Here is a 16,423-nt window from a genome sequence, read left to right as displayed (position 1 = left end):
ATGGCCGAGCGCGCGTTCTTGTCGGTGGCGTGCGGCACTATCGGCGCTATGACCGCACCGATGCTCGTCGCACTGATGCTGGTATTCGCCGCAGGGGTTGGGCTCGGCTGGCTCGGTCATGCCGCGCGCGCCGGGCAACGCGCGGTGGCGGCAGAGGCGAGATTGGCCGCGGCCACGGACAACGAACGGCTGCTGCGGCAATCGCTCAACGCGGCGAACGAGGATGCGGCACGCAGGCATTCGCACGCCATCGGCGCGATGGTCGATCCGCTGCGCGACGCGGTCGGCGCGTTGAACCAGCACATCCAGCAGGTGGAGCACCATCGGATCAACGCCTACTCCAGCCTGCGCGAGCAGGTGGCCGGCATGCAGCGCACCTCGCTGCAGTTGACCAGTCAGACCAGTCAGCTCGTCGCGGCGCTACGGGCGCCGCAGGTGCGCGGCCGGTGGGGCGAGATCCAATTGGAGCGCGTGGTCGAGCTCGCGGGCATGACGCGGCACTGCGATTTCGACACGCAGGTGTCCCGGGCGGCCCGCGGTGACGGCGCCAACGACCGCACCGGCACCGTCCGGCCCGACCTGGTGGTGAACCTGGCGGGCGGCAGGCACATCGTGGTCGACGCCAAGGTGCCGTTCAGCGCGTATCTGGACGCCAGCACGGTCGAGGATCCCGACGTCCGGGCCGAACATCTGATCCGGCACGCGAAGCATCTGCGCGCCCACATCGACCAGCTGGCCGACAAGGCGTACTGGGCGGCTTTCGATCCGGCGCCGGAATTCGTCGTGCTGTTCGTGCCCGGCGATCCGTTCCTGGACGCCGCGCTCACCACCGACTCCGGATTGCTCGAGTACGCCTTCGGCCGCAACGTGATCCTGGCGACGCCGACCACGCTGATCGCGTTGCTGCGCACGGTGGCTTTCGGCTGGCGGCAGGAAGCACTGTCCCGAGATATGGCAACCGTTCAGCAATTGGGTAAAGAGCTGTACGCCCGGCTGGGTATGACGGGCCGGCATCTGGACCGGCTCGGCGCGCAACTCGGTAAGGCTGTCGACGCTTTCAACTACACCGTGGCATCGGTGGAATCGCGGGTGATGGTCACCGCGCGCAAACTGCACGACCTGGAAATAGCGGAGCAGGAGGTGCCGGCAATCCAACGGGTCGACGTGTGGCCGCGGGCCGTGGGGTTCGCCGACGCCGACGATTAGCCGATGGAACCGCCGTGCCGTAACGCCCCCGGGCGCGGCGACAGTTAGTGTTCATAATGTGGCTGCTTCCCAACGTGTGCGATCCCGGGTGCCCGCGCCGCATCGTTCGACCTTGCCGACGGTCCCGGGCATCCCGGTGGGCGCGGCGGTCCTGATCGCGGTCGCCTGTACGTTTCTGGGGTTCTTGATCGACGCCCACGGCGACGCTACCGATCTCACCGGTACCTTCGCCGCGCTGTACATCGTCGGTTGTGTGGTAGCCGTGCTCGCGGTCCGCTATCGCGGCTTGTTCACCACGATGGTGCTGCCGCCGCTGCTGCTCTCGATCGCCGTTCCGCTGGCCTACCAGCAGCTGACCGGCCGCCCGGCGAGTTCGATCAAAGATGTGCTGCTGAACCTGGCGGTGCCGCTGGTGCAGCGCTTCCCCACGATGATGCTCGCGACCGTGCTGGTCCTGTTGATCGGCGGCGGCCGGATCCTGCTGCAACGCCGCATCGAGCAGGCGGACAGCGGTGCCGAGTCGCGCCGGGGCGAAAGCTGGGGTCGGTCCTCGGCCAAGCGCCCGCGCGGCGGTCGCGAGCGGGGCTCCTCGCTCACCGACTCGGCTCGCCGACGCACTCGCCGCCCCAAGGACGATCCGGACGAGGCAGACCTCGACGAGATCACCCCGCGCCCGAGCCGCCGTACCGCGACCGCGCCGGTCGCCGACGCACCACCCCGCGTGGCAGGCTCGGCCCGCCCGCGCGAAGGGCGCGAAGGACGCCCCGCCGCGCGTGGCGCCGCCCGCCCGACCGCGGCAATGCCCCGCACCGACAGCGACCCGGCCCGCGGCAACACCGCCCGCCGCCGCAGCGAACTCCCCCCGCCCCACCCCCAACCCAACGTCCGCTACCGCGAACGTGATTCGAGCCGCACCGAACGCCGCCGCCCCGAAAACCTCTGAGCGGTCACAAACCGGACTGCTCGCGGTCAACTCGGCGATGCCGCAACGGCTGAGCCGCAGCAAGCCGAACTGCCGCGATTCCGCGGGCGCGCCGCCGTTTGCACGCACATTTGCAAGTACATTTTGGTACTTCCAGTGCCAGACTCGATGTCGTGAACGCAGAGCAGCGCTTCGAATACACCGAGCCGGCCGGCACCCGGGAGAGCACCAGTATCGGCGACGTGCCGACGGTGCTTCGCCGGATGTTGGGGTTGCGCCTCCAGCAACTGCGTAAGGAAAGGGGGTTGACCCAGCACGAGGTCGGCCGGCAGCTCTACTGGACCGGATCCAAGGTCAGCCGGATCGAATCCGGCATGGTCGGCCTCAATCGGCCGGACGTGGTCGAGTTGCTGCACTGCTACGGCGTCACCGATCCCGAAGAGCACGACCGGTATCTTTCGCTCGTGCAGCTGGGCAACCGTCCCGGCTGGTGGCACAGCGACAGTGACTCGCTCCCCAAGGGATTCGAGCTGCTCAGCCTCGAAGGGGCCGCGCGCACGATCCGCTGCTATGAACCCGCGGTCGTCCCCGACCTCCTGCAAACACCCGAATACGCAAGGGCAGCACTGCGTTTGCGGAATCCATATCGCCCCGACACCGAGATCGACCAGCTGTTGGCGGTGCGCCTGCAGCGGCAGCAGATCCTGGACCGCGACAATCCGCCGTACCTGTGGATCTTGGTCGAAGAGAACGCGCTACGCAGGCAGATCGGCGGTGCCGCGGTCTGGCGGGCGCAACTGGAGTACCTGGAACGGCGTATCCAGCAGGAGCACATCGTGATCCAGATCGTGGACGAGGCCGCCTTCGGCCCCGCGATCGTGGACAGCGCGTTCGTCTATCTGCGCTTCGCCGAGACCCTGCTGCCGGATGTCGTGTGTATCGCGCAACCCACCAGCACGCTGTACATGGAGGAGCGGGAAAACATCGTCCGCTATCTCAATATCGCGGAGACCCTTGCGCAGCAGTCCGCACGACCATCCGAAACCGGTCGGCTCCTGCAGACGCTGCTGGAGTCCGTGTGAGCACCCACCCGCCACAGGAGGAACGCAACTCCCAGCCGAGCCCGCCACCGGCCACACCCCCGTGGCGGGAACTCGCCGCCGCGATAGCCACCGCCGCGCCGGTCGGCCTGCTGGTCGACTGGCCGACAGCAGTACAAGTACTGCTCACCATCTTCGCGGGCCTGACCGCGGCGCGCCGAAGCCCGGACCACGAATGACGCTCGGCACCCAGGCCGACGCTGCACCAAGGGCTGACAGCCCTGCACAGCCACGGACCCTCAGCACCGATGCCAGGCGGCCTGCGTTCAGCGGCGGGTGGTGGTGCGCAGTTCTCGGGGGAGGGAGAAAACCAGGGTTTCGTTGGCGGTGGTGACCGGTTGGACGTCGCCGAAACCGTGCTCCGCGAGCATGTCGAGCACGCCGCGCACCAGGATGTCGGGCACCGAGGCACCCGAGGTGATGCCGATCGTCTGCACACCGTCGAGCCAGGCGGTATCCACCTCGCGGGCGAAGTCGACCAGATAGGCCGCCTTGGCACCCGCGTTGAGCGCGACCTCGACCAGGCGGACCGAGTTGGAGGAGTTCTTCGAACCGACGACGATCACCAGATCGCATTCGGGCGCCATCGCCTTGACCGCCGTCTGACGGTTCGAGGTGGCGTAGCAGATGTCGTCGCTCGGCGGATCCTGCAGCGTGGGGAACCGCTCGCGCAGCCGCCGCACCGTCTCCATCGTTTCGTCGACGCTGAGCGTGGTCTGGGACAACCAGATCACCTTCGACTCGTCGCGCACGGTGACGTTGTCCACCGAGTCGGGGCCGTCGACGAGCTGGATGTGCTCGGGCGCCTCGCCCGCCGTGCCCTCCACCTCTTCGTGGCCTTCGTGGCCGATCAGCAGAATGTCGTAGTCGTCGCGGGCGAAACGCTTGGCCTCCTGGTGCACCTTGGTCACCAGGGGGCAGGTCGCGTCGATGGTGTGCAGGTTGCGCGCGGCCGCCGATTCGTGCACCGCGGGCGAAACGCCGTGCGCGGAGAACACGACCAGTGCGCCCTCGGGCACCTCGTCGGTTTCGTCGACGAAGATGACCCCGCGCTCGCGCAGCGTCTCCACGACGTGCCGGTTGTGCACGATCTCCTTGCGCACGTAGATGGGCGCACCATGCTTGTCCAGCGCCTTCTCGACGGTTTCCACCGCGCGGTCCACGCCGGCGCAGTACCCGCGCGGCTCCGCTAGCAGCACCCGCTTGCCACCGGCGCGCTCGGCGGTTCCGGCTCCCGTCGATCGGGCGATTCCGAGGTTCAAGGGTATGGCCGTGGACATGCCGACAGCTTACGTGCGCACACCGACCTCGCGCTGTCCGGGCGCTGGCTCGCTCGGCGTCCGTGCGGGCCGCACACCGCGGTCCACGTGCCGGGCGACCGCCCCGCCGACCGGGCGCGCGCCGCCGCGATGGTGTGCCATCTCACCGGCGGATCGAGCCGCGAACTCGGCCGCACCCGGCGGCGAGGCGCGCCACGAGCACGCCCGTTCATACGCCAGAATCACACCCCGTGATCCCCGACCTTTGCTTAGCACACCATTTCGGGCAGGCTAGGACCATGTTTCGACCACCGTTCCTGGCCCGGGTAGCCGCCGGGGCCGCCGTTTACGCCATCGAGGAGACTCGTCGGCTACCCACGGCCGCAATGAATTTGCCGATCACCGCCATCAGCCAGCTGCTGCAGACGACGATGCACGTCCAGCAGTTCGTGACCAGCCTCGCGCTCAAGGGCGACGCGGTCTTCGACCGGTTGGCCAATACTCCGGAGGAGCAGCCGGAGTGGGCGACCTTCGACGAGGACCTGCCCGCCGAACCGGCGTCCGGCCAGGTCCGCGCGAGCCGCTTCGACCTGTACGCCGACGACCCGGAGCCCGCCTCGTTCACCACCCCGGCCGAGACCCGCGCGGGCGAGCGCAACGGCCATGGCGCCACCGTGCACGCCATCGAGCCCGAACCCGTTGCCCCCGTGGCAGAACCCGAGATCGACCGCGTGGCCGACCCCGGGCCGGAGATCCGTGAGCCGGAAGTAGCCACCCGCTACGACTACGCGAACATGACTGTGGCCCAGCTGCGCGCCCGCCTGCGCATGCTCAGCCTCGAAGACCTTTCCGCGTTGCTCGAATACGAGCAGCAGACCCTCGCCAGGGCGCCGTTCGTGACCATGCTGACGAATCGGATCGCCACCGTGCGGGCGCAGTGACCGAACCTCGGACCTCACCGTCGCAGGCGGGCCGGGAAACCCCCGGTCCGCCGCGCGAATCCGGCCCCGCCGCCGCGCCCGCGCCGAACGCCGCGCCCGGCCGGGAGAATTCCGCGGAACAGCCCTGGCCGGTCCGCTCCGTCGCGCTCAAGGTCGCCCAGTGGATCGACCGGCTCGGCAGCATCTGGGTCAAGGGCAGATCACCCAGATCAATCTGCGGCCGGGCACCCGCACCGCGTTTCTGGTGCTACGCGATCCGTCGGCCGATATGTCCCTGTCGGTCACCTGCGACCCGGATCTCATTCGTAAATCGCCTGTTCCGCTGCAAGAGGGCAGCCGCGTGGTGGTCTACGGCAAACTCGCGTTCTTCACCGGCCGCGGCACCCTGTCCCTGCGGGTCATCGAGATCCGTCCGGTCGGCGTCGGTGAATTGCTCGCCCGCATCGAACGACTGAAAGCGCTGCTGGCCGCCGAGGGACTCTTCGACCCGCGGCTCAAGCGCGCACTGCCGTTCCTGCCCAAGACCATCGGCCTGATCACCGGACGGGCCAGCGCCGCCGAACGCGACGTCCTGACCGTGGCCCGTAATCGTTGGCCCGCAGTACGTTTCGAGATCCGCAATACCGCCGTGCAGGGCCCCACCGCGGTCCCGCAGATGCTGGAGGCCCTGGCGCAGCTCGATCGCGACCCGGCGGTCGAGGTGATCGTGCTCGCCCGCGGCGGGGGCAGCGTCGAAGATCTGCTGCCGTTTTCCGACGAGGCCCTCTGCCGCGCGATCGTCGCCGCGACCACCCCCATCGTCAGCGCGATCGGGCACGAACCCGACAACCCGCTCAGTGATCTCGTCGCCGACCTGCGGGCCGCGACACCGACCGACGCCGCCAAGCGTGTGGTGCCCGACGCCGCCGCGGAACTGGCAGGGGTGCGCGATATGCGCGCCCGCTCGGCCGCCGCGTTGCGGGGCTGGGTCGAGCGGGAAACGCGCGCGCTCACCCAGCTGCGGTCGCGTCCGGTCCTGGCCGACCCGCTCCGCGAAATCGAGCGCCGCACCGAGGATGTCGAACGGCTGCGCGCCTCGGCCCGGCGCTGCGCCGAACAGTTCATCCGCACCGAGGCGACCGCGACCCGGCACCTGCGCGAAAAGCTCACCGCCGTGGGACCGGCCGCGACCCTGGCCCGTGGTTACGCTGTCGTGCAGCGCGTCACGGGCACCGAACGCCACGTGGTGCGCACCATCGAGGATGCCCCCGCGGGCAGCCAGCTGCGCATCCGCGTCGCCGACGGCGCGATCACCGCGGCGGGACTGGGCACGCAGGCACTCGGGCCGCGGGCCACCGAAACCGACGACACCGAAACGAGAAGGAGCTGATCCTTGGCCGAGCCCGGTAAGGACGCCGACACCGAACTGGCCGAGATCGCTACCTTCGGTTACGAACGTGCCCGCGACGAACTGGTCAATGTCGTGAAGATGCTGGAGCAGGGGGGCCTCGACCTGGACGAGTCGCTCACCCTGTGGGAGCGTGGCGAGGCCCTGGCCAACCGCTGCGAAGAGCATCTGGCCGGCGCCAGGAAGCGCGTCGAAGACGCGCTGTCGCGCACCGACCTCGAGGACGAGAAATGACGATCCGGCGCGCCACCCCCGATATCCGCACCGACGATATCGAGCGCAGCCGCGAGTTCTACCGGCTGCTCGGTTTCGAGGAGGCGATGGATCTCGGCTGGGTCGTCACCATGGTGTCCCCGGCCAACCCGACCGCCCAGGTGCTGCTCGTCGGGCCGGACGCGGAGCAACTCCAGCCGAATATGAGCGTGGAGGTCGAGGATGTCGACGCGGTGCACGCGGCGATGACCGCGGCGGGCGCCGATATCGTCTACCCCCTACGCGACGAACAGTGGGGCGTACGCAGGTTTTTCGTTCGCGATCCGAGCGGCACCATCGTCAACGTGGTCAGCCACCGCTAGGGAAACGTGCACGCATGCGCAACAGCTCGGCCGCCGTTGCCGGAGCCGCGGGGGTTGATTCCGCGGGGTCAGGCGCCGGCTTTGAGGGGCGGTGCGGCGACGACGGCCTGGGCCAGGGTGGTGAACGCCGCCCGGTCGCCCGCGCCGGTGATCAGCACCCGGGACTGGCCGAGGTCGGCGACCCAGGCCGGTTCCGAACCGGGTTCGGAGTACACGACCCATTTCTGGTCGCCGATCGTTTCGGCACCGGTGGCGTAGCGCGAGCCCAAGACGTAGCGCGACAACGCCTCTTCGGTCGCGTTGCTCTGCGTGAACCGCATGTAGGTGCCCTGCGTAGTGATATAGCCGACAGTGCTGACCGGTCCGCCGCCGGTGCCGCTGATGGCCTGGCGGCTGCCGGAGTTCGGCGTCCAGTCCGCAGGCACGGCCGGGTTGCGGATCGGGAACGGCAGCGAACGCGCGTCGGCGGTGAGCGCGGCCTTCACGTCGAAATGCGGGATCTGGCCCTGCGTCGGACCGTTTCCGGCGAAACTGCACTGGCTGGCGAGCCCGGCGAACACCACCGCGATCAGCACCAGCGGGATCAGCGACCAGAACAGATCCCGGTAGTCGTTCAGGATGCGCGGCTTTTGGTTGGGCACGGTTCCAGTATCCACTCGCCCCTACGGTGTTCCTTCTCGCACCCCGATCCACCGAGCAGGGTGTACGGCCGTCTCAAACCGAGTGAGACAATCGTCCGGTACGTACCGACGCACAGGAGGCACCCCGCAATGACGGCATCTTCCCCGACACCGAGCCGCCGCGAGGCGCCGGACCGCAACCTCGCGCTCGAGTTGGTCCGCGTCACCGAGGCCGGGGCGATGGCCGCCGGCCGGTGGGTCGGCCGTGGCGACAAGGAGGGCGGCGACGGCGCGGCCGTCGACGCGATGCGGCAGCTGGTCAATTCGGTGTCCATGCGCGGCATCGTGGTGATCGGTGAGGGCGAGAAGGACGAGGCGCCCATGCTGTTCAACGGTGAGCTGGTCGGTGACGGCACCGGTCCCGAGGTCGACTTCGCGGTGGACCCGGTGGACGGCACCACCCTGATGTCGAAGGGTTCGCCTGGCGCCATCGCCGTGCTCGCGGTCGCCCAGCGCGGCGCGATGTTCGATCCGTCCGCGGTGTTCTACATGAGCAAGATCGCGGTCGGCCCCGACGCCGCCGACGTGATCGATATCTCGGTGCCGATCAGTGAGAACATCCGCCGCGTCGCCAAGGCCAAGGGCCTGTCGAAGTCGGACCTGACCGTCTGCATCCTGGACCGCCCCCGCCACGCCGACCTCATCCAGCAGGTGCGCGACGCGGGCGCGCGCATCCGCCTGATCTCCGACGGTGACGTCGCGGGCGCCATCGCCGCGGCCCGCCCCGATTCGGGCACCGACATCCTGGTCGGTGTCGGCGGCACCCCGGAGGGCATCATCGCCGCCGCCGCCATGCGCTGTATGGGCGGCGAACTCCAGGGCATGCTCGCCCCCACCGACGACGACGAGAAGCAGAAGGCGATCGACGCGGGCCACGATCTGGACCGGGTGCTCACCACCGAAGACCTGGTGGCCGGCGACAACGTCTTCTTCTGCGCCACCGGCGTCACCGACGGCGACCTGCTGCGCGGCGTCCGCTACTACGGAGGCGGCGCGTCGACCCAGTCGATCGTCATGCGCTCCAAGTCCGGCACCGTCCGGATGATCGACGCCTACCACCGCCTCACCAAGCTGCGCGAGTACTCCTCGGTCGATTTCATCGGCGACGAGCACGCGGTCCCGCCGCTCCCCTGACCGGGACCGCGGAATCGATCAAGGCGCGCAGGCACATCCGCCCGCGCGCCTTTTTCGCGCCGGCACCCCTATTCCCGATCGACCCCGCCATGACGGTGTGCGAATCACTACAGGCGTGGCAGCCCCACTGCGCTCCGCTCGGGCATATGGTCGAAAACATGGCAGACGAGACGCAGTACCGCATCGAGCACGACACCATGGGCGAGGTCCGGGTCCCGGTGGATGCGCTGTGGCGGGCGCAGACCCAGCGGGCCGTGGAGAACTTCCCGATCAGCGGACGCGGCCTCGAGCGCGCGCAGATCCGCGCGCTCGGCCTGCTGAAGGGCGCCTGCGCCAAGGTGAACAAGGACCTCGGCCTGCTCGATCCGGCCAAGGCGGACGCCATCATCGCCGCGGCGAACGAGATCGCCGCGGGCGCGCACGACGACCAGTTCCCGATCGATGTGTTCCAGACCGGCTCGGGCACCAGCTCGAACATGAACGCCAACGAGGTGATCGCCTCGATCGCGAAGGCCAACGGCGTCACCGTGCACCCGAACGACGACGTGAACATGTCCCAGTCGTCCAACGACACCTTCCCGACGGCCGTGCACCTGGCCGCCACCGAGGCCGTGATCACCGACCTGGTGCCCGCACTGGAGCATCTGCGACTCGCGTTGCTGGACAAGTCGACCGAGTGGCGGACCGTGGTCAAGTCCGGCCGCACCCACCTGATGGACGCGGTCCCGGTGACGCTCGGCCAGGAGTTCGGCGGTTACACCCGGCAGATCGCCGCGAGCATCGACCGCGTGATGGCGACCCTGCCGCGCCTCGGCGAGTTGCCGATCGGCGGCACCGCGGTGGGCAGCGGTCTGAACGCGCCGGACGGCTTCGGCGGCAAGGTCGTCGCGGAGCTGGTCCGCGCGACCGGGATCGACGCGCTGCGCGAGGCGCGCGATCACTTCGAGGCGCAGGCCGCCCGAGATGGTCTGGTGGAGGCGTCGGGTGCGGTGCGCACCGTCGCGGTGAGCCTCACCAAGATCGCCAACGACATTCGCTGGATGGGTTCGGGCCCGCTCACCGGCCTCGGTGAACTCCAGCTGCCCGATCTGCAGCCCGGCAGCTCGATCATGCCCGGCAAGGTGAATCCCGTGCTGCCCGAGGCGGTGACGCAGGTCGCCGCTCAGGTGATCGGCAACGACGCCGCGGTCGCGTTCGGCGGCGCGAACGGCGCGTTCGAACTGAACGTCTACATTCCGGTGATGGCGCGCAATCTGCTCGAATCGATTCGCTTGCTCGCCAACGTTTCCCGGCTGTTCGCGGACAAGTGCGTGCACGGTTTGGTCGCGAATGTGGAACACCTGCGCACGCTTGCCGAATCGTCGCCGTCCATTGTGACTCCGCTGAATTCGGCGATCGGTTACGAGGAGGCCGCCGCGGTAGCCAAGGAAGCGTTGAAGCACAAGAAGACAATTCGACAGACCGTCATCGACCGCGGCCTGCTCGACGAGAAACTCACCGAAGCAGAACTCGACCGCCGATTGGATGTGCTGTCGATGGCGAAGGTGAAAGACGGGAAATAGAAATACTCTTCGAGCGTCACGTCGGATGCGCTGTGAACTGCACCGACGTGACGTTCGACAAACGTGCGCGCGGGTACGTCAGCCGAAGTCGGACGTACCCGCGCCGGGCATCACAGGAAGATGCCGAGTGCCGCGAGGAACGCGCCTGCGCCGACCGAGGCCAGAGCGAGAAGACCGCCAACGATTGCACTGATCATGTTTCTTTCCTTTCTTGCTCCCGCCGAAGCGGGCGTACACACAGCTAATCGCTGGCTATACGACGTGTGTTTCACCACATTTTCGCGGCAGCAGAAAGAAAACTCGGTCGACGCCAGGAATCCTGGCGTCGACCGGGAGAAATTCAGCGCAGGTAGGAAAGTTCTTCGCGGGCCTTTTCGCCCGCGTCACCGAGATCGGTACGCGTGAAAACGTTCCACCGCTGCAACAGCGGCTTGAAAACCAGCTCGTCCTGGCGCGCCGGATCATAGATCCCGGCCTCGGCGAGCACGTCGTCGCTGTTGCGTCCGTCGGCCAGGATCACCGACGGCACGGCGAAATCGGCGATCCGATCGGCGATGGCCCGCATCGTCTGATCCGGTGCCACGTTGAAGCCCGCCTCGACCATGTCCGCGAAGAACTCGGCCTGCAATTCGTCGTCGCGCGCGATGCGCTCGGCGATCGCGGTGACCATCGGGCTCTCGTTCAGCGCGGCGGTGTTGCGGTGCCGGATCGCGGCGGCGACCTCTTCGAAGGCACACGCGGCGAGCACGTCGAGCAGGTGCATGCCGGGGCGGCGGAAGCCGGTGGTCATGTGCGCCATCCGCATCCGCTCCAGTTCGACCGGGTCCACCGACCTGGTCACCATGAGGAAGTTGCGGATCAGGATCTCGTGGCGGTTCTCCTCGGCGGTCCAGCGGCCGACCCAGCGCCACCAGGCCCCGGTGCGCAGGTACTTGCCGAGCTCGCGATGGTACGAGGGCAGGTTGTCCGCGATGAGCACACTGACGGTCAACGCCAGCTTGGCCACCTCGCTGAGTTCGGACTGCGCCGGATCCCAGTCGACACCGCCGAGGAACGAGAAGTTACGGCCGTCGTCCCACGGCACGTAGTCGTGCGGCTGCCACCCGTCGGCGGCGTCGATGTGACGGCGCAGGGTGGATTCCACGTCCAGCGCGAGCGATTCGAGCAACTCGCGATCGGTCAAGAGAGTTTGCACCTAGACAACCTAGCGGTTGAGCCCCTGATACGGGGATTCGATGAATGAGACCGGACAGGCGTCCAGGACCACCGTGGCGGCCCCGGACGCCGAAGTGCCAACTACTTCATCGTGACGGTCGTCTTGCCGTCCACCCAGGTGATGGTGCCACCCGTGAAGTCGCTCTCCTTGCCGCCGGCGATGTCCTTCTCGTCGCTGGTGGGGTAGCCCAGCTTACCCATGGCGCCGCCGTTCTCCTCCCACGCCTTGCGGATCTCGCCCCAGACGATGTGGGCCTGGCCGTCTTTGGCCTTGTAGACCGTGCCGCCGACGAAGTCCTGATACTTGCCCTCTTCGGGACCGGACTCCTGCGCCTCCAGCGGAGCGCCGAGGGCGCCGGTCGGGCCGCCGCTCTGCATGTACTTGTCGAAGATGTCGCCGGAAACGGTGAGTTCGCCACGCTGCGTGGCGATCTTGGTCTCCTCCGCGGCACCCGAGGCGTGCTCTTCACCGCTGTGCATCGCGGCCGAGGTGGCCGTGACCGACGCCGCGGCGTTGTTGTCGTTCTTGTCGTCGTCGTCCTTGCTGCAACCCGCGACGATCAGGCCAGCGGCCGCGAGCAGGGCAGTGTATCCAGCCGTTCGTCGAGCGAAGTGGTGCATTTCCATCCTCTCGAAAGTGGCTACCGCGGACGTCCCCGGCACGGTGACGCCGCTGGCAGCCTAGGCCGATGTTCAGCAATGACCCGGCGAATCATCAAGTGACACGCCGGGTCATGCGGAACAGCTATGGCCGGGATATTACCCGTCGGCTATTCGGCGAAACACACCGCCCAGATCAGGCGTTGGGCCCATACTCCTCCAGCATCTCTGTGACGAGCGCCGCAATCGGCGAGCGCTCGCTGCGGGTCAGCGTGATGTGAGCAAACAACGGGTGACCCTTCAGCTTCTCGATCACCGCGGCCACACCGTCGTGCCTGCCGACCCGCAGATTGTCCCGCTGAGCCACGTCGTGGGTGAGCACCACCCGCGAACCGGTGCCGAGCCGGCTGAGCACGGTGAGCAGCACATTGCGTTCCAGCGACTGCGCCTCATCGACGATCACGAACGAGTCGTGCAGCGATCGACCACGAATGTGGGTGAGCGGCAACACCTCCAGCATGTCGCGACTGAGCACCTCCTCCATCACCTCGCGGCTGGCCAGTCCGTCGAGCGTGTCGAAGACCGCCTGCGCCCAGGGGCCCATCTTCTCGCTCTCACTACCCGGCAGATAGCCGAGTTCCTGGCCGCCGACGGCGTAGAGCGGCCGGAACACCACCACTTTGCGCTGGGTGCGCCGCTCCAGCACCGCCTCCAGGCCCGCGGTCAGCGCGAGCGCGGATTTGCCGGTGCCCGCCCGGCCGCCGAGCGAGACGATGCCGACGCTCTCGTCCAGCAGCAGATCCAGGGCGATGCGCTGCTCGGCGGAACGGCCGTGCAGGCCGAACGCCTCGCGCTCGCGCACCAGCTGGACCCGCTTGTCCGGGGTGACCCGGCCGAGCGCGCTGGAACTGCTGCCGAGGAGCCGGATTCCGGTGTGGCACGGCAGTTCCCGCGCGCCGTCGAGATCCAGCACGGACTCCGCGTAGAGCTGGTCGATCTGAGCCGAGCTGACGTCGAGCTCCACCATGCCGGACCAGCCGGAGGTGACGACGTCCTGCGCGTGATACTCGTCGGCCTGTAAGCCCACCGCACTCGCTTTGACCCGCAGCGGAATGTCCTTCGACACGAGCACCACCTGGCGGCCTTCGGCCGCGAGATTGAGTGCGCACGCCAGGATTCGGGAATCATTGGTGTCGGTGCGGAAGCCGACCGGAAGGACCGCGGGATCGGTGTGGTTCAGTTCCACCTGCAGCGTTCCACCCTCGGTGCCGATCGGCACCTGCTGATCCAGCCTGCCGTGCTGCAGGCGCAGATCATCCAGGTTGCGCAGGGCTTCCCGCGCGAACCAGCCCAGTTCGTGGTGATGCCGCTTGCCTTCGAGTTCGCTGATGACCACCAGCGGAAGCACGACGTCGTGTTCGCCGAAACGGGTGAAAGCCCAGGGATCGGACAACAGGACCGAGGTGTCGATGACGAAGGTATCGGCCGGGGAATGCGAGGGGTGTGCCCCCTTCGCGGCGGTTCCGCCTTTCGCGGAACGGGATTGCGCCGAGGGAGCGGGAACGGAGCGTGAAGCAGTCACGGTGGGCTCCTCTTTGTCCGCGCGGCACCCGCACGAACGATCTCGCTGGACCGGTCCGTCCTGATGGACCCGACGTTGCCGTCAGATGCCACGAGGGCCGGGTGCCGGCCCCCTCGTACTGAATAGCTCAGTCACGGTCAGGACCTCCCGTACGAGCCACACCGCCGCGGCCCGCACCACCGACGCTACCGCCGAACCACGCTTCCCCGCTTCCGCACAGGTAGGCGTGTCCGTGAATTTGTCGTTAACCGCACGCCCCGGCCGCGATCGCCGGGTCGGCGCTGCCGGTCGGCGCGCGCTGCCGATGCGCCGGTGCGGTCCCCGGCCCGCATCCGGCGCGGCCCGCTACAGTCGCTGGTATGGCCGGTAACGAGGACCTGGACACGCTGTCGTCGAAGGAACTGCACGACCGAGCGGTGAAGCTTGCCGTCCGACACGGGGACGTGAAGTTCCTGTGGCGGCTGCTCACCTCGATCCCGGCCGCCGAGGCTGCCGCGGGCAACCTCGGCGAGAGCGAGGCCGATATCAAGTACGTGCTGCCGATGATCGACGACTACATCCACGCCGGTGACGGCGAGGTCGCCGAGGTGTTGCGGCCGTTCTATCTGGAATACCTGAACGAGCACAGCTGACCCCGGCGATCCTGGCCTAGGAGTCCGCTGCGGCGGTCACCGAGATCGCCGCGGACGGACAGGTCTGCTCGGCTTCCAGCGCCGCGGTGTGCTGCCCGGGCGGCGGCGCGGCATCGAGCAGCCACACCCGGCCGTCGGCGGCGTCCTGGTCGAACACGGCAGGGGCGAGCAGCGCACACATCCCCGCGCCGACGCAGCGGTCCCGATCGACGGTGATCTTCATCGAGTACTCCTCCCTACCAGGTGACCGGAAGCCGGTGCACGCCGTAGATGTCCATGTCGTGCCGTAGCGGCACCTCCTCCGGCGGCACCGCGAGCCGCAGAGTCGGGAACCGAGTCAGCAAGGCGGGCAACGCGACTCGCATCTCGACGCGCGCCAGCTGCTGACCGAGACACTGGTGCGGACCGTGCCCGAAGCCGAGATGCCCGACGGCGTTGCGGCGGATATCGAAGCTGTCCGGGTCGTCGTACTTGGCGGGGTCGCGATCGGCCGCCTGGAACGACAGCGCGACCGTCTGGCCCGCCGTGATCAGCTGCCCGTCGATCTCGACGTCCTCGAGCGCGACCCGGGTCGAGGTGTGCGTGATGGTGAGGTAGCGCATCAGCTCCTCGATCGTCTGATCCGCGAGTTCGGGTCGCGCCCGCAGTTCGGCCAGTTGATCGGGGTGGCTGAGCAACGCGAAGGTGCCCAGCGCGATCATGTTCGCCGTGGTGTCCAGGCCCGCCCCCAGCAGCAGCGCGCCGACGCCGGACAGCTCGTCCTCGGCGAGTTCGGTGCCGGTGAGATCGCTGAGCAGGTCGTCGGTGGGTGCGGCCCGCTTGGCCACGACCAGCTCGCGGATGTAGTTCTGCACCTCGATGAACGCGTTGTTGCGATCCACGACCGCAGAGTTCACGCTGTTCGCGGCGACCAGGAAGCGATGGAAGGCATCCCGGTCGACCGGGGGCACACCGAGCAGTTCGCAGACGGTCAGCGCCGGCACCGGGAAGGCGAACGCCTCGACCAGATCCACCGGACCGCCGGTGCGCGCCATGACGTCCAGATGGTCGGCGGTGATCTGCTCGACCCGTTCGGTGAGCTGTCCCATGCGCCGGACAGTGAACTTGCCCGCCAGCAACTTTCGGTATCGCGTATGCGCCGGAGCGTCGACGCCGAGCATGTCGCCGGGCAGGGCGGGCGGCATCTCGCCCATCGGGGCGAACGGGTAGTGGATCAGCTCGTAGCGGACGCTGAAACGCGGGTCGGCCAGGATCGCCCGCACCGTCGCGTAGCTCGTGGCGAGCCAGCCGCGGTGGTCGTCCGGAAAGGTGAACGGCACCAACGGACGCAGTGCGGCCAGTTCCGCGGGCGGATCGAACGGGCACCCCGGCGGTCGGACGGTCGGCAGCTCGACGATCTCGGACAAGGACTCGTTCATGGCGATTCCCCTCAATCGGTGGTTTTTGGCTTGATCTGAACGCTACGTTGCGTTCAGATCAGGTCAATGAGAGAAGTCGCGATTTTGCGGAACTTACTGGTACAAGCCAGATTTGAATTGCAATGAGGATGCAGGTGAATGCACCGCCGACCATCCGTCGTTGCAATGAGATGCGACTGAGCGCAATACTTGACCACACGGAACGGACGG

Annotated in this window: 17 protein-coding genes and 1 pseudogene; 11 read left to right on the top strand and 7 right to left on the bottom strand. The window is 68.0% G+C overall.

Going from position 1 to position 16,423, the window contains the following annotated elements; translation table 11 throughout:
• Positions 1-48: 48 nt before the first annotated feature.
• The 4 genes from NBRGI_RS23175 to NBRGI_RS23160 all read left to right on the top strand — a co-directional run bounded on the left by NBRGI_RS23175 (position 49) and on the right by NBRGI_RS23160 (position 3,407).
• A complete protein-coding gene (locus NBRGI_RS23175) occupies positions 49-1,206 on the top strand; it encodes a DNA recombination protein RmuC (RefSeq protein ID WP_029899347.1) in 1,158 nt (385 codons plus the stop codon).
• A gap of 112 nt (positions 1,207-1,318) precedes the next feature.
• Entirely contained in the window at positions 1,319-2,149 is an 831-nt protein-coding gene (locus tag NBRGI_RS23170) for a DUF6542 domain-containing protein (protein WP_235211077.1), read from the top strand.
• Between the two features lie 152 nt (positions 2,150-2,301).
• Positions 2,302-3,210 carry a helix-turn-helix domain-containing protein gene (locus NBRGI_RS23165; protein ID WP_081878201.1) on the top strand — a complete coding sequence of 303 codons (909 nt, stop codon included), beginning with the start codon at positions 2,302-2,304 and terminating at the stop codon, positions 3,208-3,210.
• Positions 3,207-3,407 (top strand): hypothetical protein, encoded by a 201-nt coding sequence (locus tag NBRGI_RS23160; protein WP_029899344.1) that lies wholly within the window; start codon positions 3,207-3,209, stop codon positions 3,405-3,407. Before NBRGI_RS23165 ends, NBRGI_RS23160 begins: the two co-directional genes overlap by 4 nt.
• 87 nt (positions 3,408-3,494) lie before the next feature.
• On the opposite strand, the gene NBRGI_RS23155 is transcribed toward NBRGI_RS23160, so the two are convergent.
• Positions 3,495-4,508, bottom strand: a complete 1,014-nt coding sequence (locus NBRGI_RS23155; protein WP_029899343.1) for a 4-hydroxy-3-methylbut-2-enyl diphosphate reductase — start codon at positions 4,506-4,508, stop codon at positions 3,495-3,497.
• Positions 4,509-4,786: 278 nt separating this feature from the next.
• On the opposite strand from NBRGI_RS23155, the gene NBRGI_RS23145 reads away from it, so the two are divergent.
• The 4 genes and pseudogenes from NBRGI_RS23145 (at position 4,787) to NBRGI_RS23130 (ending at position 7,390) form a co-directional block, all read left to right on the top strand.
• A complete protein-coding gene (locus tag NBRGI_RS23145) occupies positions 4,787-5,428 on the top strand; it encodes a lipid droplet-associated protein (RefSeq protein WP_029899341.1) in 642 nt (213 codons plus the stop codon).
• Positions 5,425-6,797, top strand: a pseudogene (gene xseA / locus NBRGI_RS44125) (exodeoxyribonuclease VII large subunit). Before NBRGI_RS23145 ends, xseA begins: the two are co-directional and overlap by 4 nt.
• 3 nt (positions 6,798-6,800) lie before the next feature.
• The gene (locus tag NBRGI_RS23135) at positions 6,801-7,049 is read left to right on the top strand and encodes an exodeoxyribonuclease VII small subunit (protein WP_029899340.1); all 249 of its coding nucleotides are present in this window, start codon (positions 6,801-6,803) and stop codon (positions 7,047-7,049) included.
• Positions 7,046-7,390: a VOC family protein gene (locus NBRGI_RS23130; RefSeq protein ID WP_014988041.1), complete on the top strand. Its 345-nt coding sequence runs from the start codon at positions 7,046-7,048 to the stop codon at positions 7,388-7,390. The genes NBRGI_RS23135 and NBRGI_RS23130 overlap by 4 nt, the downstream gene beginning before the upstream one ends.
• 68 nt (positions 7,391-7,458) lie before the next feature.
• Here NBRGI_RS23130 and NBRGI_RS23125 read toward each other — a convergent pair whose 3' ends face one another.
• Positions 7,459-8,031, bottom strand: a complete 573-nt coding sequence (locus NBRGI_RS23125) for a DUF4245 domain-containing protein (protein ID WP_029899339.1) — start codon at positions 8,029-8,031, stop codon at positions 7,459-7,461.
• 129 nt (positions 8,032-8,160) lie between these two features.
• On the opposite strand from NBRGI_RS23125, the gene glpX reads away from it, so the two are divergent.
• Positions 8,161-9,204 carry a class II fructose-bisphosphatase gene (glpX, locus tag NBRGI_RS23120; protein WP_014988043.1) on the top strand — a complete coding sequence of 348 codons (1,044 nt, stop codon included), beginning with the start codon at positions 8,161-8,163 and terminating at the stop codon, positions 9,202-9,204.
• Between the two features lie 158 nt (positions 9,205-9,362).
• Entirely contained in the window at positions 9,363-10,766 is a 1,404-nt protein-coding gene (locus NBRGI_RS23115; protein WP_036560455.1) for a class II fumarate hydratase, read from the top strand.
• Positions 10,767-11,106: 340 nt separating this feature from the next.
• Here NBRGI_RS23115 and NBRGI_RS23110 read toward each other — a convergent pair whose 3' ends face one another.
• The 3 genes from NBRGI_RS23110 to NBRGI_RS23100 all read right to left on the bottom strand — a co-directional run bounded on the left by NBRGI_RS23110 (position 11,107) and on the right by NBRGI_RS23100 (position 14,163).
• Positions 11,107-11,961: an acyl-ACP desaturase gene (locus tag NBRGI_RS23110; RefSeq protein ID WP_036560452.1), complete on the bottom strand. Its 855-nt coding sequence runs from the start codon at positions 11,959-11,961 to the stop codon at positions 11,107-11,109.
• A gap of 101 nt (positions 11,962-12,062) precedes the next feature.
• Positions 12,063-12,602: an LGFP repeat-containing protein gene (locus tag NBRGI_RS23105; protein WP_029899336.1), complete on the bottom strand. Its 540-nt coding sequence runs from the start codon at positions 12,600-12,602 to the stop codon at positions 12,063-12,065.
• Between the two features lie 175 nt (positions 12,603-12,777).
• A complete protein-coding gene (locus NBRGI_RS23100) occupies positions 12,778-14,163 on the bottom strand; it encodes a PhoH family protein (RefSeq protein WP_014988047.1) in 1,386 nt (461 codons plus the stop codon).
• Between the two features lie 359 nt (positions 14,164-14,522).
• Here NBRGI_RS23100 and NBRGI_RS23095 point away from each other — a divergent pair, with 359 nt between their 5' ends.
• Entirely contained in the window at positions 14,523-14,795 is a 273-nt protein-coding gene (locus NBRGI_RS23095; protein WP_014988048.1) for a hypothetical protein, read from the top strand.
• A gap of 16 nt (positions 14,796-14,811) precedes the next feature.
• On the opposite strand, the gene NBRGI_RS23090 is transcribed toward NBRGI_RS23095, so the two are convergent.
• Positions 14,812-15,018, bottom strand: a complete 207-nt coding sequence (locus NBRGI_RS23090; RefSeq protein WP_029899335.1) for a ferredoxin — start codon at positions 15,016-15,018, stop codon at positions 14,812-14,814.
• Positions 15,019-15,031: 13 nt separating this feature from the next.
• Positions 15,032-16,213, bottom strand: coding sequence for a cytochrome P450 (locus tag NBRGI_RS23085; RefSeq protein WP_029899334.1), 1,182 nt, complete (start codon positions 16,211-16,213; stop codon positions 15,032-15,034).
• Between the last annotated feature and the right edge of the window lie 210 nt (positions 16,214-16,423).

Origin of the sequence: Nocardia brasiliensis IFM 10847, from assembly GCF_000710915.1 — a bacterium.
GTDB lineage: Bacteria > Actinomycetota > Actinomycetes > Mycobacteriales > Mycobacteriaceae > Nocardia > Nocardia brasiliensis_A.
This window is presented reverse-complemented; position numbering and strand designations above follow the sequence as displayed.